At 49.6% G+C, this 21,026-nt stretch carries 18 protein-coding genes and 1 pseudogene; 14 read left to right on the top strand and 5 right to left on the bottom strand.

The window, feature by feature from the left end; all coding sequences use genetic code 11:
• Positions 1-8 precede the first annotated feature (8 nt).
• Both ACFSX3_RS28050 and ACFSX3_RS28045 read left to right on the top strand, forming a co-directional pair.
• Positions 9-191 (top strand): hypothetical protein, encoded by a 183-nt coding sequence (locus ACFSX3_RS28050; RefSeq protein WP_209992557.1) that lies wholly within the window; start codon positions 9-11, stop codon positions 189-191.
• A gap of 38 nt (positions 192-229) precedes the next feature.
• On the top strand, positions 230-6,043 hold the full coding sequence (locus ACFSX3_RS28045) for a tail fiber domain-containing protein (protein ID WP_209992556.1): 5,814 nt from the start codon (positions 230-232) through the stop codon (positions 6,041-6,043).
• A 122-nt stretch (positions 6,044-6,165) separates the two neighbouring features.
• On the opposite strand, the gene ACFSX3_RS28040 is transcribed toward ACFSX3_RS28045, so the two are convergent.
• Positions 6,166-7,137, bottom strand: a complete 972-nt coding sequence (locus tag ACFSX3_RS28040) for a helix-turn-helix transcriptional regulator (RefSeq protein ID WP_209992555.1) — start codon at positions 7,135-7,137, stop codon at positions 6,166-6,168.
• A 144-nt stretch (positions 7,138-7,281) separates the two neighbouring features.
• On the opposite strand from ACFSX3_RS28040, the gene ACFSX3_RS28035 reads away from it, so the two are divergent.
• The 9 genes from ACFSX3_RS28035 (at position 7,282) to ACFSX3_RS27995 (ending at position 15,178) form a co-directional block, all read left to right on the top strand.
• On the top strand, positions 7,282-7,764 hold the full coding sequence (locus tag ACFSX3_RS28035; protein ID WP_209992554.1) for a copper amine oxidase N-terminal domain-containing protein: 483 nt from the start codon (positions 7,282-7,284) through the stop codon (positions 7,762-7,764).
• Between the two features lie 174 nt (positions 7,765-7,938).
• Positions 7,939-8,394, top strand: coding sequence for a VOC family protein (locus ACFSX3_RS28030; RefSeq protein WP_209992553.1), 456 nt, complete (start codon positions 7,939-7,941; stop codon positions 8,392-8,394).
• Positions 8,387-9,061, top strand: coding sequence for a DNA alkylation repair protein (locus tag ACFSX3_RS28025; protein WP_209992552.1), 675 nt, complete (start codon positions 8,387-8,389; stop codon positions 9,059-9,061). The genes ACFSX3_RS28030 and ACFSX3_RS28025 overlap by 8 nt, the downstream gene beginning before the upstream one ends.
• A gap of 154 nt (positions 9,062-9,215) precedes the next feature.
• Positions 9,216-9,857, top strand: a complete 642-nt coding sequence (locus tag ACFSX3_RS28020) for a tyrosine-type recombinase/integrase (protein ID WP_379313549.1) — start codon at positions 9,216-9,218, stop codon at positions 9,855-9,857.
• A gap of 45 nt (positions 9,858-9,902) precedes the next feature.
• Positions 9,903-10,337: a hypothetical protein gene (locus ACFSX3_RS28015; protein WP_209992551.1), complete on the top strand. Its 435-nt coding sequence runs from the start codon at positions 9,903-9,905 to the stop codon at positions 10,335-10,337.
• A gap of 513 nt (positions 10,338-10,850) precedes the next feature.
• Positions 10,851-11,738 carry an N-acetylmuramic acid 6-phosphate etherase gene (murQ, locus tag ACFSX3_RS28010; RefSeq protein ID WP_209992550.1) on the top strand — a complete coding sequence of 296 codons (888 nt, stop codon included), beginning with the start codon at positions 10,851-10,853 and terminating at the stop codon, positions 11,736-11,738.
• Positions 11,739-11,765: 27 nt separating this feature from the next.
• On the top strand, positions 11,766-13,184 hold the full coding sequence (locus ACFSX3_RS28005; RefSeq protein WP_209992549.1) for a PTS transporter subunit EIIC: 1,419 nt from the start codon (positions 11,766-11,768) through the stop codon (positions 13,182-13,184).
• 28 nt (positions 13,185-13,212) lie between these two features.
• Positions 13,213-14,265 (top strand): DUF871 domain-containing protein, encoded by a 1,053-nt coding sequence (locus tag ACFSX3_RS28000; RefSeq protein ID WP_209992548.1) that lies wholly within the window; start codon positions 13,213-13,215, stop codon positions 14,263-14,265.
• Positions 14,266-14,326: 61 nt separating this feature from the next.
• On the top strand, positions 14,327-15,178 hold the full coding sequence (locus ACFSX3_RS27995; RefSeq protein ID WP_209992547.1) for a MurR/RpiR family transcriptional regulator: 852 nt from the start codon (positions 14,327-14,329) through the stop codon (positions 15,176-15,178).
• A 73-nt stretch (positions 15,179-15,251) separates the two neighbouring features.
• Here the strand turns inward: ACFSX3_RS27995 and ACFSX3_RS27990 are convergent.
• Positions 15,252-15,620: pseudogene (locus ACFSX3_RS27990) on the bottom strand (Rpn family recombination-promoting nuclease/putative transposase); the annotation flags it as partial.
• A 24-nt stretch (positions 15,621-15,644) separates the two neighbouring features.
• Positions 15,645-16,556 carry a LysR family transcriptional regulator gene (locus tag ACFSX3_RS27985; RefSeq protein WP_209992546.1) on the bottom strand — a complete coding sequence of 304 codons (912 nt, stop codon included), beginning with the start codon at positions 16,554-16,556 and terminating at the stop codon, positions 15,645-15,647.
• A 130-nt stretch (positions 16,557-16,686) separates the two neighbouring features.
• Between ACFSX3_RS27985 and ACFSX3_RS27980 the strand changes: the two genes are divergently transcribed.
• Complete coding sequence (locus ACFSX3_RS27980; protein ID WP_209992545.1) at positions 16,687-17,850, top strand: MFS transporter; 1,164 nt, start codon at positions 16,687-16,689, stop codon at positions 17,848-17,850.
• Between the two features lie 51 nt (positions 17,851-17,901).
• Here the strand turns inward: ACFSX3_RS27980 and ACFSX3_RS27975 are convergent, their stop codons facing one another.
• Complete coding sequence (locus tag ACFSX3_RS27975; RefSeq protein ID WP_209992544.1) at positions 17,902-18,600, bottom strand: sensor histidine kinase; 699 nt, start codon at positions 18,598-18,600, stop codon at positions 17,902-17,904.
• A 2-nt stretch (positions 18,601-18,602) separates the two neighbouring features.
• Positions 18,603-19,355: a LytR/AlgR family response regulator transcription factor gene (locus tag ACFSX3_RS27970; protein ID WP_209992543.1), complete on the bottom strand. Its 753-nt coding sequence runs from the start codon at positions 19,353-19,355 to the stop codon at positions 18,603-18,605.
• A gap of 244 nt (positions 19,356-19,599) precedes the next feature.
• On the opposite strand from ACFSX3_RS27970, the gene ACFSX3_RS27965 reads away from it, so the two are divergent.
• Both ACFSX3_RS27965 and ACFSX3_RS27960 read left to right on the top strand, forming a co-directional pair.
• Positions 19,600-19,878: a PqqD family protein gene (locus ACFSX3_RS27965; RefSeq protein ID WP_209992542.1), complete on the top strand. Its 279-nt coding sequence runs from the start codon at positions 19,600-19,602 to the stop codon at positions 19,876-19,878.
• A gap of 9 nt (positions 19,879-19,887) precedes the next feature.
• Positions 19,888-20,982 carry a radical SAM/SPASM domain-containing protein gene (locus ACFSX3_RS27960; protein ID WP_209992541.1) on the top strand — a complete coding sequence of 365 codons (1,095 nt, stop codon included), beginning with the start codon at positions 19,888-19,890 and terminating at the stop codon, positions 20,980-20,982.
• The last annotated feature ends 44 nt before the right edge of the window (positions 20,983-21,026 follow it).

Raw genomic sequence — 21,026 nt, 5'->3', positions numbered from 1 at the left:
ATGAACTCATGAAAGAACAATTAGAAGCACGCATGAACGAACTGAAGGCAGAGCTTGAAACCGGGCGGCAGATGATCCAGGAGCTGGACGAGAAGCGTACCAATCTGGGATATACCTTAACACGCATCAGCGGGGCCATCCAGGTGCTGGAGGAGCTGGCTGGCGCAGAAGAGGAGTCCGTTCAGGCCTAAGCTAGCTGTAACTATGAAGAGCTGGGAGGAGTGGGATTGTGCCAAAGGATATGAAACGCATGAATTATTTCAACGGGCTGCTGCTGAAGGAAGAGGATCTGACGCTGGATCAGAATTACCATAAGCGTGTGCGGCAGCTGCACAACCGTCATTTTCATGATTGGGGAGTCGTGGATGGCCTTAAGGTCACCATGCGGGACGGGATAACCGTTGAGATCGCTCCGGGCTTTGCCCTCAACCGTGTCACCGACCCGGAGCACAATGAGGAGATCAGCCAGGAAATTATGGTCAGTGACGCTCACCCGGATCGGGTGATTAATCTCTCCGGGTACAGCACTTCGGATCAGATCTATATTTCTATCAGCTATAAGGAAAAGCTGACGGATACAGATCTGCTCAAGGGCGGAGGCAACCCCATCCATGTGCTGGAGCAGGCGAACATTGATATAAGCTCCCGGAAGCCCGCAGATGTACACCAGAACATCCTGCTGGCCCGGGTGAATCTGAAGCATTCCCAGGACGGGTCCTTAACGATCGGCGGGATCTATGAGACGGATGTAGACGGGTCTCAGCTGGTGACCAGGGCCGCAGGCGGGACGGTGCTTAAGGCAGATCAGATCATTATCGGCAAAGAGAAGAAGCCCGAAACGCCCTTCCTCAGCAATTCGGAGGAACTGGACGGCGAGGAAGGGAGCCGGCTTAATGTTCACGCTGTGCTGACAGAATTCACAGGTGACATCAAGGCGGGGGCCATCAGCACTTATGGAGCGGTGGATATAGACGGCACGTTATCTGTAACCTCGGGCAGCGCAGCGGTGTTCAAGGTGAATGAGTCCGGCGATCTGGAGGTCTCCGGCGCGTCGACTATGGAGGGGCCCTTCTCCGCGAAGCAAGGGATTGAAGTCAGCGGAGGAATGGCGGTGCTGGACGTTCCCCAGGTTATCATCGGCGGAAGCAAGGTCACCCTGAATCAGAATGCTGCTGAGGATGACCGGATGGGTATTGAGATCCTGCGCAAGGATCATTCCAGTGCCAAGCTGCAATGGGATGAGAAAAGTAAGAGCTGGATGATCGGAACCGAGACGCTGGAGGGTGACAAGGTCAGCGGCATGTTCAAGGTTGCTTACGGCGCAGACTGGGAGCAGCTGCATCATGGCGCGAATGCGGATAGTCTGCATAGCCATAGCCAGCTGAAGGCTGCGGACGGGACACCGGTGCTTCGTACGGATAACTCCGGCACAATTCTGGTTGACCGGGGGATGAGCATATCCGGGACACTGGTATCCCAGAAGGATGGCCTGGAGGTCTACCGGGGAGCCACGCTGCCCAATGCCAAGATAGCCTGGAATGAAGCCGCGAAATCCTGGCAGACCGGCACCGTGAGCGGGGATATGACCAATATTCCTGACGGGAAGCAGTGGGTGGAGCTGACCGGCGGTAACCGGAACGCAGATGCTCTGCATACCCACAGGCAGTTCCATAACGAAGACAAGAGCCTGCTTGCGCTGGAGATCGGTACGGACGGCAATGTGAATATCCCTCATGAGCTGATGGTCGGCGAGACCCTGACCGTGAACAAGCTGATCGTCCGGGAAGAAGAGGTGGTAATCCGGAAGATTGAGCAGGAGGTAGCAGACAGCTTCCTTACGGTCAATAAGGCGGAAGACCACACAGCTCTGGGTAACAAGGGAGGGCTGGATGTCTACCGGGGCAGCCAGCTTCCGGCAGCACGCATGGAGTGGAATGAAACAGACCGCAAGTGGAGAATCGGGCTTGAAGGCAGCATGTCGGACATTCCCTACGGGAACAAATGGGACTCGCTGACGAACGGGTCTGTAGCGGATGCTTCCCATAAGCACAGCACACTGAGCACACCGTCCGGCGGAACGATTCTGTCGGCAGACGGACAGGGAAAGCTGTCGGCATCCGGGAATATGGAGCTTGGTGGTACGCTGTTAGCCAAGGGCAGTGCAACGATGAAGTCCGATCTGAATGTGGGAGGATCGGCTACAATTGAAGGCAATCTGACCGTCAAGGGCACCACTACCTTCGTCAAAAAGGAAGATCTGGTGGTGGTCAGCAACCGGATTGAGCTGAATAAATTCGAGGGGAACAGTTCCTCCCTGAAGCAGAGCAGCATTGAGGTCTACCGGGGCAAGCTGAACCCGAGCGCCAGGCTGCTCTGGGACGAGACGGATGGCAGATGGAAGCTGGGACTGGGTGATGAGCTGTCTAATATTGCCTACGGGAGCAATTGGGATGCGTTGACCGGAGGCGTCAGCTCAGATGCCGATGGCCTGCACCGGCACAATTCCCTGAGCGATAGCGCGGGCAACACGGCTGTCCAGGTTACTGCAGATGCTGATATTGAAATAATCAAGGATGCAGAGGTGCAGGGTACCCTAACTGTCAACAACGGGGCGGAAGTCAGCGGCGGTCTGGCAGTTCAGGGCCTGGTTAAGGTAGACGGCAACCTGATCGTCAAAGGTACCACGACCACGCTTAACCGTGAAGATCTGGTCGTCACCAATAACGTCATTGAGATCAACAAATTCGCAGGGGATACCCCGCCAGCCCCCGAGAGCGGCATTGAAGTGTTCCGGGGAGAATCGCAGCCGCCAGCCAGAATGTTCTGGAACGAAAGTGAGCGGAAGTGGAAGGTAGGTATCGGAAATTCACTGGAGAATGTCGCCAGCGGCAGCTCCTGGGACAAGCTGACGCAGATGGAGAGTGCGGATTCTCTGCATCTCCATAGCCAGCTGTACAACCCGAAGAGTGACATCCTGGCACTCAGCGCCAGCGCCGAAGGGGATGTGGATGTTCACCATGACTTGACGGTGGGCGGCAATCTGACAGTAGCCGGAGAGCTGGAGATCCGGGGAGCCTCTGCAACAATTGCCACAGATGAGCTGGATATCGGCAGTCCCTGGATCACCCTTAACAAGGATGCCGGTACAGTCAATTCGCTTGCGGGTGGCGGACTTGAAATCTATCGCGGCCCGGATGAGAATCCGGCTAAGCTTGCCTGGGATGAGGTCAAGGATCAGTGGCAGCTTGCAACACCTACAGACAGTGCGGCATTGGTGGTGGATACATCAGGCAATGTCCAGGCTTCCGGCGCAGTGAAGGCTGCGGGTGCCGTGATTACAGGAGCAGTGACTGCCGCCAGTGCGGCAATTGCGGGAACGGTGACAGTCGGAGATGGCATTGAGGTGCTGCAGGGTACCGAGACCAATGCGCAGATCAAGTGGGCCAAGGACCGCTGGAAGCTGGGCACTGCCGGCAGAACGGTACTCAGCCTGACCCGCAGCGGCAAGATGGGAGTGGGCACGGATAATCCTACCGAAGTGCTGGATGTGGCAGGCAAAGCGGTCTTCCGGACGGAGACAGAGTTCTCTGGCGCGGCATCCTTCTCGGGTAAGCTGACTGCTCATAGTGATGCTGTATTCGAGGGCTCCGCTTCTTTTAACAAAGGGATTAATGCAGCGGGTGCCGTGATTAGCAATCATGCGGTGGTGTCCGGGAATGTGACTGCCGGAGGGTTTGAAGCTCTGCGCGGCTTGAACAAAGACGGAAGCCCACAGAAGAATGCCCGGATCTACTGGAATAATGAGCAGAATGCCTGGTTTTATGGCGACGGGGTTACCTTCTCTGAATTCGGCACCGGGAAGGGCGGCCAGAACAAGCTGTTCAATTCACTCGGCAATACGATTGCCCTCTTCTCGGATGCGAAGGGATATGTCGGTATCGGAACAACGACTCCGCTGGCGCTGCTGGATGTGCAGGTACCGGGAGGAAGCACTGCATTCAGTGTTACCAACAGCGGAGAGGTCGGTATAGGGACCTTCAATCCTAAGTCTAAGCTCGATGTACAAGGCAATGCGGAAATTCGCGGGGAGCTTAGTGCAATCAGCGCTGCCATATCCAAGGATCTGACCGTGAACGGCAATCTGATGGTGAATGGCGACATGGTGACGATTAATGCGGCTACCCTTGAGGTTGAAGACAACATCATAAGAGTCAACAAGTATGCTCCTCAGAAGACTCCGATTGTCCAAAATGCCGGTCTGGAGGTATTCCGCGGCGGCACTGCTCTTCCAGCCCAGCTGCTGTGGGATGAGACTGCCGATGAATGGCTGGCCGGAATCTCAGATACCCTGAGGGCAATAGAGTTCAAGGGACATACCCACCCCGAGTATGCTTCACTGTCGGGGGCAATCACTGTTGACGAAGGCAATGTCGGGATTGGCACGGATGACCGGGCTGCTAAGCTGGAGGTCAAAGGGAATGCCGTTGTCAGCGGATCATTGACGGTTACAGAGGCTTCGCTAAGCGGCGGCTTGGAAGCAGCAAGTGCCAAGATCAGCGGCCTGGCTGCGCTTAAGGATGTCACGGTTAGCGGAGGTTTCACTGCTCAGGATGCCGCCATCACCGGCAGTCTTACGCTCAGTAAGGGAATTGCAGTGGACAGAGGAACGGATCAGAAGGCGCAGCTGCTCTGGGATGAAGCCCAGGATGTCTGGACGGCGGGTATTGCAGGAAGCATGAAGCAGCTCTCCTACAGCGGCCATACACACCAAGAGCTGTCGGAACTGACCGGGGTGCTGAAGATCGCCTCCGGGAATGTCGGAATCGGCACCGCAGCGCCAACGGCCAAGCTTGAGGTGAACGGCAATGCGGCGGTATCCGGCGGGATAACCGTTACGGACGCCGCTGTAAGCGGAACGTTAACGTCTAAGCGCGCAAACGTCAGTGGCGTATTAACGGCTACGGATGCCGAGGTCAGCGGAACGTTCTCAGCGAAGGATGCTGCAGTTACGGGCAGCCTTACTCTTAGCCAAGGTATTAATGTGGGTAGAGGCACAGGCGCCAAGGCACAGATTGTATGGAACGAAGCGCTGGCTGAATGGCAGATGGGACTTGCTGGAAGCCTCAAGCAGCTCTCTTACAGCGGTCATACGCATAAGGAGCTTACGGATCTGAATGCTGTGCTGAAAGTGGCTTCCGGCAATATCGGAATCGGCACCGCCGCACCAGCCGCCAAGCTGGATGTGAACGGTAATGCGGCGGTATCCGGGAAGTTAACCGTTACTGACGCTGATGTCAACGGATCATTAACCGCGAAGGACGCAGTGATCGACACGTTATTAAAGGCAGCGGATGCCGAATTTACAGGAATGTTCACCGCGAAGGATGCCGCCTTCACAGGCACATTGTCAGCGAAGGACCTGACCCTCGGCGGTACAGTGAACGTGAAGGATGCCAAGATCAGCGGCAGCCTGACGGTTACCCGGGGGATCGAGCTTGACAGGGGCAAGGATAAGAAGGCACAGATTCTCTGGGATGCTACGGCAAATGCATGGCAGGCGGGCATTGAGGGAAGTATGCAGAAGCTGGTCTGCCAGGATTCCGTCTATGATGAACTGGTCCAGGTGGCAGATGTATTAACGCTAGATTCCAGCAGCAATATTGGCATTGGCAAAGCGCCCGCGGATAACTACAAGCTGGATGTGAACGGTAACCTGCGGGCAACGAACTTCGCGCAGACCTCCTCCCGGACCTACAAGGAGAACATCGCCAGCCTGCCGGTGAAGAAGGCGCTGGAGCTGCTGAACAAGCTGAAGCCGGTGACCTTCAACTACAAGACGGAGAACGGCAAGCAGCAGAATATCGGCTTCATCGCCGAGGATGTGCCACAGATTTTCTCCACTGCGGATCACAAGTCTGTAGTGCTGATGGACATTATCGGCGTACTGACCACGGTAGTCCAGAAGCAGCAGAAGGAAGCTCAAGACATGCGCAAGCAGGTCAATGAACTTAAGGTTCAGGTTACGGCCTTGGCAGGCGCTTAGTTGCAATAAATCCTCAGCACATAAGGTGAAAAAAGCAGCTCCTGCAGCGAATATGCCGCAGGAGCTGCTTCATTTGGCAGGGTCTTCTAAGGGGAACCTTGGATTAGGGCTGTCAGTGAAGTTCAATCAGCATCGTCCATGTAATGTCTGGTAACTGCACAGGCCAATTCCTGGATCTGCTCCTTCAGCTCCACCGGCTCCAGAATACGAATGGAAGTACCGAAGCTTAACAGATACTTCGGCAGGTACTTGTTCATGGACGGAACATCGAGCAGGAACCGCGCCTCCCGGTCGGTCCGTTCCGTCAAGTAGTGACGCAGATGCCAATTGCTGCACAGCTTGTTCAGCGTATCAGGCTCCCCTTCGATGCGGATAACCGCAAGGGGACCGTCTTCTTCCCGCTCCTCTTCCGCTTGGCTGCGGAAGTAGACAGACACCGAGAACTGCTCCGGCCGCTCGAAGCAGGCATCCGTCAGCTTAAGCGCGGCAATGCGGTCAACACGGAAGGTCCGCATTGCCCTTGACTGGTGGCAGAACGCGACGACATACCATTCGCTGCGGTCATAAGCCAGTCCATACGGATCGACTTCGCGCTCTTCATCATGTGCAGCATTCTCTTTCCGGTAGGTGAGGTGAACGGTCTGTCCCGCCTTCACAGCCAGCTCCAGCTCACGCAGCAAAGGGACGACAGACGGCGGACGGGACGGGGCAATGACATCGAGGCCGCTGGTTAGCAGCGACAAGTCATGGCGCTGTTCTTCGTGCAATCCATTCTCCACCTTCTTGAGGGCGCTCTCCAGTTCCTTCGCATAAGGATAACCTGCGCCTACCGCGAATTTATAAGCATCTACCAGTGCCTTCAGCTCTAGCGCGTTGAAAAACAGGGGCGTCTCGCTGAAGCTGTCCAGAATATACACTCCGCCGTCATGCCCGGATTCCGCAACCACCGGCACACCGCTGGCACCAAGTGCGTCAATATACCGGTACACGGTACGGACGCTGATTTCCAGACTGTCCGCAATCTGTGCGGCAGTGAGTTTTTTGCCGGACCGTAGCATCCATAGCATAGCCAGCATATTATCCCATTTTGCCAATTGAAACTCTCTCCCAAGTCCGCTTTTCATCCGACTGATGAATGCGGGCATTTTTTTCTCAGTCTACCATGTAATATTCTGCTGTTCCATCCGCTTTATGCTATGATGTGAAATATGGTATTTTCTGAGAGAGGAGGGGCGCATATGATCACTTTTAAAAAAATCATGCGGATTATCGGTCTTAGCGTTCTGGTCACGGGTGTGTCTCATTCTTCGGCTCCGGCTGCCGCAGCTTCCGGTTCCACTCAATCCGCCCAATTACCCGCGATTCAAATCTATCTGAATAAGTCGCCAATCACCACCTCCGCAGGGGGAGCCACACTGATGAATGGTACTGTGATGCTCTCGCTGGACAAGCTATATGTCAGCGGGGCTACAATTAGTTATGATGAACATACTAGGATGATCACCATTAACAACATCCTTACGACAGGCAGCATGAAGATCGGCAGCCGGATGGCCTCTGTGAACGGGAAACAGATTACCTATTCCGCAGCCTTCCAGCAAGTGAATAAGCAGCTATACATACCATTGCGGTTCGTTAATGATGCCATTGGCGGCTCACTGGACTGGAATGCCCAGAAACGTGAAGCGTTCATCAGCTATCCTCATTTTGTCGGAGACTGAGAAAATAAAGTATTAGACTGTCAATACTTCATTAAGCTAACGGGCAGGATAGTTCAATAATTTCGCGAATAAGATACTGTCTAAATATAATATCAAGAACACTTGTTTGTGTTTTTGGTTTGGGATAGAATGAATGAAAGTACATTATCAAGTTGCAAATCTTGGGAGGTATATATGCATCTAGGTTCAATTTATTTGATAGTAAGGGATTTTAATAAATCAGTTAGATTCTATGAGAAATTATTAGAAATGTCAGTAAGTTCACAAAATATGCAGCGATTTGCTCAGTTTGAGTTTAATGGGAAGAATATATCTATTATGAATGGTTATTTTGATGCGATGAATCCAAATTTGACTGTTAGAAAAGGGGAATATGTAGAGGAGTTTGATAATTTAGTTGCAATAGTTGAAGCTGAGAATACACATAAGTTTGTACTAAATCTCTGGACTGAAAATTTGGAGCAAGAGAGAGACAGAATAAAACAGTTGGATATTAGCGGGCAATTAACCAGCATCAAATATATTAACAATGTAAGTCCTTATTATTACTTTCAACTGACAGACCCAGATGGAAATGTTATTGAAATCACTGGTCAATATTCACCCCAAAGAGGAGAATTTGATGAATAATGTATTCGAATTCATTGATAACGAAATTGAATTCTTAAATGAAAACAAACCAATAGGCACTCATATCAAAACTGGTGATATACGAAAATTGTCAGGCAAGGTATTCAGAATGCTTCCTGATCAAAAGATAGAGCATATTATTCCATTATGTGAACGCTTACTGGAAGAACGTCGCTGGGAAAAGGGAGTTATTGCTTTTGATTGGGCCAATAGGGTACATAAGCAATATACTAAGATTACATACTCTGTTTTCTATTTGTGGTTAAAAAAATATGTACGTGGTTGGGGAGATTGTGATGATTTTTGTACCCATGCATTTGGAAATTTGCTTTTACAATATAAAGAACTGTTTACCAATGTATTAGAATGGACAGAAGATGATGATTTTTGGGTTCGAAGAGCATCTGCCGTTATTCTTATTCCATCTATAATGCGAAATGATTTTAACAGATTAAAGCCATTTTACATTGCAGATAGGTTAATGAATGATAAGCATGAATTAGTTCTTAAAGGATACGGTTGGATGCTCAAATCTTTATCTCAAATAAATAAAGAAGAGGTCATTGATTATCTCATTAATAATCACGAAAATATGCCAAGAATTTCTTTTAGATATGCGATAGAAAAAATGGATAAAGAAAGTCATTCGTTTCTTATGAGTTTATAAAATCATTTTTATTAAAGGCTATGAGGCTGACAAATACATTCAAGGGTTCAGTCCAAAAACATTAAAAGCATACGCTTTACAGCACAAGATGCTAGTACTGGCGCTAGGAAATCTCGATATCACAGAGATAACGTTAAGTACACTGAAGGAGTACTTGGCAAAGCAAGCAGTTCGTTTGAAGCCAAACAGCCTTGGTCATCGAATTCGTTTTGTTCGTTCTCTTTTCCGCTATGCTTATGAAGAGACGTATCTGACTTCAAATCCATCTTTGAAATTGAGAGAACCCAAGTTAGAAAAGCGCATTCCTAAGTTTTTGATTGAGGAAGACATCATACACTTGAAAATCTCATGTCAGTCCGTCAGGGAAAGAGCACTGCTTGAGTTTCTCTATAGTACCGGCTGCCGGGTTGGGGAGTTAGAAAAGATCAACATCGAAGATCTAAACTGGGAGAACTGCTCAGCAATCGTAAATGGCAAGGGATCGAAGCAAAGAGAAGTTTACTTTACGACTAAGTGCAAAGTATGGTTAAAGAAGTACCTGGCTAGCCGTGAGGATTCCTGCAAAGCCTTATTTGTTACCGATACGCATCCAACAAAACGAATGGCTATACCTACGATTAGGTGGGCAATACAACGGCTTGCAGATCGGGAAGAACTTGAAGTGAATGTGTACCCGCATCGCTTTCGACATACATATGCATGCCAACTCCTTGATAATGGTGCTCCCTTAGACTTCATTCAAGGAATGCTCGGTCATGAGAAGGCATCGACCACTCAAATATACGCGACGGATTAGCTTTAGAATCCGTCGCCATTCAACTAAAGAGCAGTTAAGACCTTTATGAAGAAAAGAGGTGTTGTGGTATTATATGTAATTATGGGTTATGAAATAAATGGATTATTTGATTGGGGGAATCAAAATATGGAACGTAAAATTCAACTAATGGAAACCTACGTAAATATCGACTTTGGAAACTCACCCTTTTTAAAATTAGATAAAGGGTTGCAAATTCCATACTCTTCAATCACAGGAATAACAACAGGTAGACCGATACCAAATGCTTTTAAACTATATGGTGCTTTATTAGGAGAAATGAGAAATGGGTTATTTAGATCAAACGGTGGTTATCAACTGCACTTTTTTGAAAATGAGCTTGAAACTCTTCATTTAGATTTGAATAGCTTTAAAGTTGGTAAGTTCAAAATATCAAAGTTGATCATTGGTGTTGAAAATCCTGAAGAAATAAATAAAAATATTTCCGAACGAGTGAAGTGATAATTTTTGATGAACTGTCTATTGAACTAACGGGAAACGTTAGTTGAACGACCACAGCGGCAGTCCAAGACTTTATTTATCAAGTCTTAGACTGCCGCTGCTTTTATTAATGGATCACTCTAAAACTTATTTTTCAAAAGCTGACGATTCTTCTATTCAAGAACCGCATTAAAATCCGTTGGATATGAAGAGATTTAAATCCGATAGCCTTAAATTCACAAGGGGTAGTGAGGGGGAATCAGAACTGCGGTTTGAGTTCACCGGTAGGAAGAAGGAGAAGAAGGCTTTTACTTATCGGTTAGGCGGGGTTTGATGGAGGCGTGAAGGGTGAATATAGAAGAAGGATACATGAACAAGCTCCTGTGTGCATCGCAGGGGTTTGTTTTTGTATGTGTTCAATTTATAGATGATATTTAATTTCAATAAAATAATAATTATGTTGAAATAATATTTCAGTAATGGTATTCTGCATTTAGAGAGCGATTTCATAAACGGAAAAGGATGATGGAAATCATGTTAGAGCATTTGACAACGGAGACCCGCAATAAGAACACCATGAATCTGGATGAATTAACGCCGCTTGAGCTTCTGGAAGTGATGAATGAAGAAGATCACAAGGTCGCACAAGCTGTGAAACAAGTCATTCCGCAGATTGCCGAAGCCGTTGAAGTGATTACAATGGCGATCAGACAAGGCGGGCGTTTAATTTACATGGGGGCTGGAACAAGCGGACGTATCGGCCTGCTGGATGCTGTTGAATGTCCGCCAACCTTTGGAACAGCACCTGAGGAGGTCATTGGGCTAATTGCCGGGGGAGAGAGGGCGTTCATCAAAGCAGTCGAAGGTGCAGAGGACAATGAACAATTAGGGGTACAGGATTTACAGGATATTAAGCTGACAGCCTCAGATGTTGTCGTCGGCATTGCCGCCAGCGGACGCACACCCTATGTGATCGGCGGATTAGAATATGCCAAGTCTATTGGAACATCCACTGTAGCCGTGAGCTGCAACAAAGATTCAGCGATTGGCAGAATTGCCGGGATTGCGATCGAAGTCGTGAATGGACCGGAGGTGTTAACCGGGTCAACACGTTTGAAGGCCGGAAGTTCGCAGAAATTAATCTGCAATATGTTATCCACAGCTTCAATGATTCGTACAGGCAAAGTATATGGAAATCTAATGGTGGATGTACAGTTAACCAATGAAAAGCTTGTAGAACGTGCCAAACGGATTGTCATGGATGCGACAGAATGTGATGCTGAAACGGCAGAGCGTGTTCTGAAGCAGGCAGATCAGAAGCCTAAGATTGCTATTGTAATGATCCTTGCGGGGCTAACGAAAGAAGAAGCTGTGCAGCGGCTGGAAGAATCACAAGGCTTCGTCCGTCAGGCGATTCAATAATACGATCAGAAGAAGGGGGCAATCAACATGAGTAAATATCATGATTTAGCGGTCAACATATTAGGGGCTATCGGCGGCCGTGCAAATGTAACCGAGTACACCCATTGTATGACTCGTCTTCGTGTAACCGTTGTGGACCGCAGCCGAATCGCTGAAGCAGACTTGAAGCAAATCGACGGGGTTCTGGGAGTAGTGGATGATGAAACCTATCAAGTCATTCTCGGACCCGGAGTTGTAACCAAAGTAGCTGAAGAATTCGGTAAAGTGTTGGAAGCAAGCGGTCCTGAGGGCGATCCTTCCACTTCGGCTGAACAATTACAGGCCAAAGGCGCACAAATGAAAGCGCAGCTAAAAAAGAAGAACGATACTCCGTTCAAAAACTTTTTGCGGAAGATCGGAAATATATTCATCCCGCTTATCCCTGCATTCGTTGGAGCCGGATTAATTGCCGGTATTGGCTCGATTCTGACGAACAATATTACAGCGGGTAATTTGGACACAGCAACCTGGCAGCAATATGTGACGATCTTAAATGTCATCAAAAATGCGATTTTCAGTTACCTGGTGATTTATGTCGGTATTAATGCCGCCAAAGAATTCGGAGCTACGCCTGCTCTCGGGGGAGTAATCGGCGGGGTAACGCTGTTAACAGGGGTTACAGCAGACCTGACCATTACTAATATATTCACGGGTACACCTCTGACACCGGGTCAAGGCGGGGTGATCGGCGTTCTCATTGCTGTATGGATTCTGTCCATCGTGGAGAGATATTTGCGCAAAGTGATTCCTGATGCGGTTGATATTATCGTTACCCCTACAATCGCCTTGCTGGCCGTAGGGCTGATTACCATCTTTTTCATCATGCCGTTCGCCGGATTCATCTCCAGTAATTTAATCGGAGCGATTAACTGGACGTTAGAAGTGGGCGGAGCCTTCTCAGGCTTTGTATTAGGAACAGCGTTCCTGCCGCTTGTGATGTTAGGGCTGCATCAGGTGTTGACACCGATTCACATTGAGATGATCAATGATTCAGGGATGACGCTGTTGCTTCCGATGCTGGCTATGGCTGGGGCAGGTCAGGTCGGGGCTTCCATCGCCTTATGGATTCGCTGCAAGAAGAATAAATCATTGACGAACATGATCAAAGGTGCGCTTCCGGTCGGTATTCTGGGAATCGGCGAGCCCTTGATTTACGGGGTTACTTTACCGCTGGGCCGTCCGTTTGTTACAGCTTGTATTGGCGGCGGGATTGGTGGTGCGGTCATCGGTTTATTCGGCAACGTTGGAGCCATTGCCATTGGTCCTTCCGGGGTTGCGTTAATTCCCTTGATTGCGAATGGATTATGGCTGAAATATGTAATAGGCTTAATCGCAGCATACGCTGGCGGATTCATTGCCACTTATCTGTTCGGTACACCTAAAGAGGCTATGGCAGAACAGGATTAAGCGACTCTGAGATATTGAGGTGATTCCAGTGCTCGGAATTTCAATTTTTGTAGCGGACCGCACATTAGAAGACAATGTGAAGTATATGGAACACATGAAGGCTGCAGGCTGTACCGAAATATTCACCTCTCTTCATATGCCGGAAGATGATATTGGAGTATTGAAGGAGAAACTGCTGGAGATTGCAAAGACTGCCCGGCGGTTAGGAATGGACCTGATGGCGGATATTTCCGGGAAGGCACTGGAGAACTTTTCGTTACCCTTTCTGTTGGAGGCTGGTGTTACAGGTTTGCGGATGGATTTTGGATTTAGCGCCGATGAAATTGCAGCCTACTCACAACAACTGACAATTGCCTTAAATGCCAGCACCTTAACCCCGGAATTCTTAGCAGCATTGAAGGAGCATTCGATTTGTCTTGAGAACATTGAAGCCTGGCATAATTATTATCCCCGCCCGGAGACAGGTCTGGATAAAGAAGCATTTACAGCGAAGAACAGATGGCTGCAAGCGGAAGGCATTCCGACGATGGCCTTTATTCCGGGAGACGGGCTGAAGAGAAAACCGTTATTTCAAGGTCTGCCTACCTTAGAGAAGCACCGGAATCAATCTTCTTTTCTGGCCTACCTGGAATTAGAGCAGGATTGTGCGGTGGACAAAATTTTCGTTGGCGATTTAACCCTTTCAGAAGGGTCACAGATTCAATTTCAGCGGTATGAGGAAGGGATTATTCCCTTGCGGGTTACCCAGGCATCGCCTTATGCCTTATGGGATAAGGTCCACCGGAACCGGCTTGATGCGGCCCGTGATGTGATTCGCTCTGAGAGTGCACGGACAGATCAGGAACGTTATGGAATGACCCGAAGTATTACGCCTATGCATACGAACAAGCGGCCCAGAGGGACGATTACCGTCGATAATAATTTATATGGCCGCTATGAACATGAGTTACAGGTCACATTAAGAGATCTGCCGGCACATGAAGCGGTTAATGTGATTGGTCATGTGATCAAAGAGGACCTTCCTCTATTGGACTACGTCAGACAAGGCGGAAGGCGCTTCTGCTTCACTGCTACTACTTAATGATTACTCCCCTCTGTTTTGTTACAATAAGAAGAATAGACTGAGGAGAGGAGTTTAGAACTTGGCAGCAGGAAGTATGATTTCTCAGATTGAACTGGTCTTAAATGAACTGCCTGAGTCAGAAAAAAAGGTAGCCGAGTACATTCTCGCCAATGCTAAAGAAGTGATGCATATGTCTATACATGAGTTAGCGGCGAAAGCGGTGGCAAGCAGTGCGGCGGTTGTCCGTTTTTGCCGGTCCGTGGGCATCGAGGGCTTCCCCGCGCTTAAAATCCGCTTATCCGCTGAAGTAGAGAACACGAGTTATGTGGGCTACTTTGATGTTGAATCCAATGAGACGGTGCATTCGATCATTGATAAAATGTTGTCGAATACCATATTGACCTTTCAGAATACGGCCAGTCAACTGGACGCGCATTCGATTGAGCAGGCCGTGAGCCTGTTACAGCAGGCAGAGGTTATTTATGTGTATGGGATAGGGGCTTCTTTCATTATTGCAGAGGATGCGGCACAGAAATGGCTGCGGCTCGGTAAAAATGTATATGCTATTTCTGACCGTCATTTATTGGCGGCAGCTATGGCTACGAAGTCAGAGAACGCTGTCTTCTGGGGGATTTCGTATAGCGGGGAAACGGGCGAGGTCATTCAGTTAACCAAACGGGCCAAGGAGCATGGGATCAAAACCATCAGCCTGACCCGTCCTGGAAATAACAAGCTTTCCCAGCTGGCGGATGTTTCTTTATTTACATCACGTGCCCCGGAAGCCACACTTCGCAGTGCGGCAACCAGCTCAAGATTTGCCCAATTATTCGTGCTTGATATTGTCTTCAGCGTATATGCTTCTGCCCAGCATGATTTGACTGTGGAGCAGCTGGCGAAGACTAGGCAGATGATTGAAGTTTTGAATGACTGATGTTGAACCAGATGAATACCTCTATGAAATAGCAAGTAGAAAGGGAGCGTCCGCCATAGGATGCTCCCACATTTTATTTTATCAAAGCATTGATCTCCTGCTCTGTTAATCTAGTGGCCTGTACAATTGTCATTATGTCCAGATTCAAGTCAAGCATATTCTTGGCTACTTCTTTTATACCTTCCTTTATGCCTTCCTTCATACCTGCCAATTTAGCACTTCCCAGCATGGATGCCTCATCATGCAAATACTTCTGTCTCGCTTCATATAATCGTCTGGCCTCTGAATCCTGACTCAGATATTGCAGGGTATCCATCGCCTTCTCTAGTCCCGGCTCATTCATCTTCAGCACCTCCCAGTGTGATGTATCGGCACCTTTCAGGAACAATAGCCAATTGATCAGTCCGCCTTCAGACGGAACACTACGTTCATCGAGCTTCGGTGAAAATTATTATTAACTCATTTTTCAAGGATTCTGAGCCCCGTCCTCAAGCCGGAGGTTGTCGATCAGGAACCGGCGCAGGCTGCTGATGAAGGTATGGGTGGCGTGGCTGATATAGCGGTCTGCCCGGTAGATCAGTCTGAGGTTGCGGCAGGGGGCGGAATTTAGGATCGGAATGGAGCAAAGTCCGCTGTTCTCCATGCCCTCAAGCAGTCCGCGCGGCTGTACAGTGCCGCCAATTCCGGCCTTGACCAGCTGAAGCAGTGAGGTGGCTGATCCGGTCTCCATGATCGGTTCCAGCTCGAAGCCAGCTTCCCGGCAGGTATTCTCCACCAGCTCTCTGCCGATGTAGGTGCGCGGATACATCACAAGCTGGATCTGCTGAAGCAAAGACAGCTCAATGTGGCTCATCGCGGCATACGGATGATCTTCGCGGACAATCAGATGATAAGGTTCCCAGCCCAGGTCCACTTGAGTCAGCATGGAATCACGCGGACCTGGAAGGCAGATGCCGATGTCCAGCTTGTTCTCCAGCACCTCCTGTTGAATAAGCGTTGAAGCGAAGACCTGGAGCCGGATATTTGGAAAATCGGCATGGAATTTGACCAGCATCGGCGTTAGACGGTAGTCCAGGTCAGAGGGTAGCACCCCAAGCCGGATCATGCCGCGGTTGTCGGAGCGCAGCTCATTGATCGCTGCCTTGGCATTCTGCTCATTCTGGATCATCCGGGCTGCGTAGTCCTTCAGGAGGGCTCCCGCTTGGGTAAGAGCGATTTTTTTGCCGATCCGGTCGAACAGGGGCATGCCCATTTCTCCTTCCAGCACCTTAATCTGCTGGCTTAGTGTCGGTTGGCTAATGCCCAGCCTCTCAGCGGCGCGTGTGAAATGCAGTTCTTCGCAGACGGCCATGAAATAGTGCAGGTGGCGGGTTTCCATGTAATTCACTCCTTTCTGGATAAGATCATAGTCAATTACTATTATAATAATATAAACAATAGTATTGATCAATATATGACATCTCCGTATACTCAGGTTATATACAAAATACAGATATGGAGTGATGGAAATGCCTTTCTTACTATTATTCGTTGCCTTGCTGGCAGCCTCATTAAATATGCGTCCGGTAATCACCTCGGTCTCACCGCTGCTGGGTAACATTCAGAGTGATCTGGGGATGAACAGCCTGCAGGCCAGCCTGATGACAACACTGCCAGTCCTGTGTATGGGGATATTTGCACCCCTTGCCGTGAGCATCAGCCGCCGCTTCGGTCTGGAACGCACGATCTTCGGGGCCATGGTACTGATCGGGGCGGCGACAGCCGCACGCGGGTTCCTGTCTTCATCGTCCGGTCTCATTCTGACGGCGCTGGCAGCAGGCGTAGGGATCGGAATTGCCGGACCGCTGCTGTCCGGCTTCATTAAGCGTCATTTTCCCGGCCGCTCGGCTATGGTCAGTGTGTATTCCGCCTCAATGGTGGTGAGCGCTTCACTCGCAGCCGGGCTGGCTGTTCCGGTCTATACCTGGCTGGACAATTCCTGGCAGCTGTCCCTGGCGGTATGGGCAGTCTTGTCGCTTGCCGCGCTTCCGGTCTGGTGGAGGATTGCCGCGCGGTCCAAGCCGCTGAAGGATCAGGCTGCACCTTCCAGGCTGCCCTTGAACAACGGCAAGGCTTGGCTGCTAACCGTGTTCTTCGGTCTTATGGCCAGTATCTTCTATTCACTGACCGCCTGGCTGGCCCCGATGGCCGCATCCATGGGGTATAGCAAGCATGAAGCGGGCAATCTGCTTACACTTTTCACCTTGATACAGATTCCGGTAAGCATTCTCGTACCCATCCTTGTGGCCAGATTCCAGCGGCGCACGTTATGGCTGGTGCTGTGTAGTCTGTTCGAGCTAAGCGGACTGCTGCTCCTTCTGGGCTCAGCCTCACCGCTGCTGAGCGTAGTAATGCTCGGTATTGGCGCTGGCGGATTATTCCCCCTGGCTCTAATGCTGCCGCTCTTAATGACCGAGCGGGCGGAAGAGGCCAGTTCCTGGTCGTCGCTTAACCAGGGGGGTGGGTATTTTCTCGGGGCTTTGGGACCACTCGCGATTGGCCGTATCTACGATGCCTCGGGTTCATTCCAGCCCGCGCTGATCGGCATGGCGGTAGTCACTGTATTGATGATTGCGGTGCAGGTGATGATTGGAAGGAGCTCACGCGAGGGCAACGCTCTAAGGAACGGTTAGGCTGACGGTGCGGGCGTCTTGATCCATACGAGTCGGCACGGCAACCTGTATTTAGCTTCCGGTCTTCGCATAAGGCAGAACAACAACCGTTTCGTATTTTCCCGGTTTAACCGTGGTTCTCAGATGCCCGCCGTATTTGCCCGTAACCTGCTGAATAGTACTTAAGCCGATTCCGTGCAGTTCAGGATGGGTCCGGCGGCATGGCCCTGCTGTGCTGGCGGGAGCGGCCATGGAGTTGCCAATATAGATAACGAGGGCATTGTTGTTTGAATGGATATGAAGCTGAATGGATCTGTTCTGTGCCGGCCGGACCTGTCTCGCAGCATCTATGGCATTATCCAGAAGGTTGCCAAGTACTATACACAGATCGTAGCGTTCAATGTCAACAGGTGCACCGGAGAGCTGTATCTTATGCTGCATTGCAATATTCAGGTCAGAGGCGAGGTTAAGCGCATGGCTGACCAAGGCATCCACAGCCAGGTTGCCGGTAGTGATGGAGTTGCAGGAGGCCTCGATCTGTTGCATAATCCCGTTAATATGATCTGCGCCTTCTGCCGCATGACCTGCTTCAATACAGGCGCGTATGTATACCAGTTGCTTGTTGATATCATGAATGATTCGCTTGATGTCCATGAAGGAATGTAAGGTATCCTGATAGCTGAGCTCCTGGGCTTCAAGCTGTCTCTGCAGACGGCCATTCACTTCCGCCAGCCGTGCAGCCTCATTCCTCCTCCTGAACCATAAGACCATCGTTATCCTCTCCCTTGAATTTCTTTCAGCACATACCCGGCATAGACATCCTTGAAGGCCTTCGACTGGGAACGTCCGATAGGATATTCTTCATCACTGGACATGACCACGGAGTTCGCGTTGAATCTGCGGACATGCTCCAGATTGACAATAATGGAACGGTGGATCAGCAGGAACGGATTGCCCAGCTTGTCCGAATAGCTCTGCAAGGTGCCATTGATGAAGTACTCCCGGGAGGAAGTGATGAGCTTCAGCTTATTTTGGGCGAGGGAATGCTTGATTTTGACAATAGCAATAATATCGGGCCGCCGAAGCACCACCTGATCATCCTCTACCTTAATGGTGAAGAAGCGGTTCGGGCTGGAATGAATATAGCTGCACAGCTTAAGTATTTTGTCTTGGAATAATTCATAAGGGACCGGCTTGAGCAGGTATTGGAAGGTCTGAACGTCAAAGCTGTCCATAATGTATTCAGGATAGCTGCTCAAAAAGATAATTTGCACATCGCGGTCAGGCAAAGACCGGATAGCTTGGGCGGTTTCAATTCCGCTGATCCCGGACATTTCAACATCCAGAATCAACAGATGATAGGTGTATTCTCCCTGCATGGCTTTGTAATGCTGCAGCAGCTGTTCGCCGGAAGAGAAGCAGTGGACATCAAATGAATAGTTGGTCGACAGCGACAGCAGCTTGAAATACTGCTTAACCTTGCCCAGAACGTCGGCATCATCATCGCACACGCCTACATGAAACAATTCTATCTCTCCTTTTTTGACACTAAATTCATCCTGAATTGATAGTAAAATGAATTATAGAATGCGTTTGCATGCCTTATTATACCATTAACATACATAATGTTCCATAAAGTGAAAGAATGCGTTATATTGGATTCAGCAAAGATGGAAGAGATGAATGCTAGATCCTAATGTGAAATAAATCACTTTATGCCGTGGCTATCAAGCAACAATAATCTGTAATTTCCCGTAAGGATGTGAATGAATGAACGCAAGCACGTTATTGTCTAAAGTCAATGTTATCCATGAGGATTTAGGTGAAGAATCACTGGTGATGGACCGTAATCATGAGATGTTCTTCTTGAATCAGACTGCCAAGTATTTATGGGAGCACTGCAATGGACGAACGATATCCGAGGTTGCCGGTATGCTCCACGACCAGTGTCTGGAGAAGGACCAGCTTGAATTAAACGATATTATTACGGACTGTATTGGCGCATTTGAAGAACTGGAGCAGAGAGGTTTCGTGAAAATAAGGAAATGAGGTGCTTGTGTGGAATTGTTATCCCCAGCCAAAAGCTTTAGATTAGGCGGTTGTTATCTGGAGATCACCTCGAGTTGCAACCTGCGCTGCCTGCATTGCTATAACGAATCCGGCGTCCTGCAGGATCAGATTGATATGCCGACCTTCATGAGCATCATTAATGATCTGCCGGATCATCCCGATACAAGCATCACCATCTCCGGGGGAGAGCCGACCTCGCATCCTGAATTCTGGGATTTCATGGAGGCGCTGCAGAAGAAGCAGTTCGGTATGGTGCTGGTGATCACGAACGGCACGTATATTACTCGCGAGGTTGCCGAGAAGTTCGCTTCCTATAAAGTGGCCATACAACTAAGTGTGAATGGTTCGCGCGCGGAGATTCATGATCAATTATGTGGACGCGGCAGCTTCAACCAGACGATGCGGGGCTTGAAGCACTTACTCAATGCCGGTATGAGCGAACGGATTCTGATCCGCAGCGTGCTTACGGGCTTCAATAAGGATGACATCGTTAATCTGCTGAAGATGGTCGCTGAGCTTGAGATACCGCAGGCTGAGATCGCGAGCCTCAGTAACCTGGGCCGGAGTGAAGACAACAAGAATAACCTGTACCTGGACATTCTGGAGAAATCCGCCCTGGTGGAGCGTCTGGAGCGGCATCCGGAGGTGGTGGAGTTGATAGATAGCGGTGTTAAGATCACACTGCCCGATGATTTTACAGGGGCCTGCCCTTTATTAAATGGAGTGACCGAAGACGCTGAACGAATTCCGTTAACACCGAGAATAGATTCATCCGGCAATGTGTTCTTGTGCCAATTATTCACGGACGCCCAGTATGCGATCGGTAATGTCAATGAGACCAGCCTGTCCTCCATGCTTGAGTCTCAGCAAATCGTGAACCTGGTCAAGTTCCTGCAGGTGGGACAGAATTATATGAACCAATGTCAGAGCTGTATATGGAATGGGACTTGCGGCAAGGGGTGCGTAGCGCTCGCAGTAGCCAATGGAGGCTCAATTCAGGATACGGACGGCTGCTGCAAGGTAAGAACGAAATATTATGTCTCTGAGCTGAAGAAAAACAGAAAGGCCTTAGTGCCGCAGTAATTCCGTACACAGCAGACTTGAAGGGAGGTGAGAACATGAGCTAT

Source organism: Paenibacillus rhizoplanae (assembly GCF_042684125.1).
Lineage (GTDB): Bacteria > Bacillota > Bacilli > Paenibacillales > Paenibacillaceae > Paenibacillus_AQ > Paenibacillus_AQ rhizoplanae.
This window is presented reverse-complemented; position numbering and strand designations above follow the sequence as displayed.

Coding starts and splice junctions, on each gene's coding strand:
- ACFSX3_RS28050 (WP_209992557.1), top strand. CDS start 9: ATGAAAGAACAATTAGAAGCACGCATGAACGAACTGAAGGCAGAGCTT.
- ACFSX3_RS28035 (WP_209992554.1), top strand. CDS start 7,282: ATGATCACTTTTAAAAAAATCATGCGGATTATCGGTCTTAGCGTTCTG.
- ACFSX3_RS28030 (WP_209992553.1), top strand. CDS start 7,939: ATGCATCTAGGTTCAATTTATTTGATAGTAAGGGATTTTAATAAATCA.
- ACFSX3_RS28025 (WP_209992552.1), top strand. CDS start 8,387: ATGAATAATGTATTCGAATTCATTGATAACGAAATTGAATTCTTAAAT.
- ACFSX3_RS28015 (WP_209992551.1), top strand. CDS start 9,903: ATGAAGAAAAGAGGTGTTGTGGTATTATATGTAATTATGGGTTATGAA.
- murQ (WP_209992550.1), top strand. CDS start 10,851: ATGTTAGAGCATTTGACAACGGAGACCCGCAATAAGAACACCATGAAT.
- ACFSX3_RS28005 (WP_209992549.1), top strand. CDS start 11,766: ATGAGTAAATATCATGATTTAGCGGTCAACATATTAGGGGCTATCGGC.
- ACFSX3_RS27985 (WP_209992546.1), bottom strand. CDS start 16,556: ATGGAAACCCGCCACCTGCACTATTTCATGGCCGTCTGCGAAGAACTG.
- ACFSX3_RS27980 (WP_209992545.1), top strand. CDS start 16,687: ATGCCTTTCTTACTATTATTCGTTGCCTTGCTGGCAGCCTCATTAAAT.
- ACFSX3_RS27975 (WP_209992544.1), bottom strand. CDS start 18,600: ATGGTCTTATGGTTCAGGAGGAGGAATGAGGCTGCACGGCTGGCGGAA.
- ACFSX3_RS27965 (WP_209992542.1), top strand. CDS start 19,600: ATGAACGCAAGCACGTTATTGTCTAAAGTCAATGTTATCCATGAGGAT.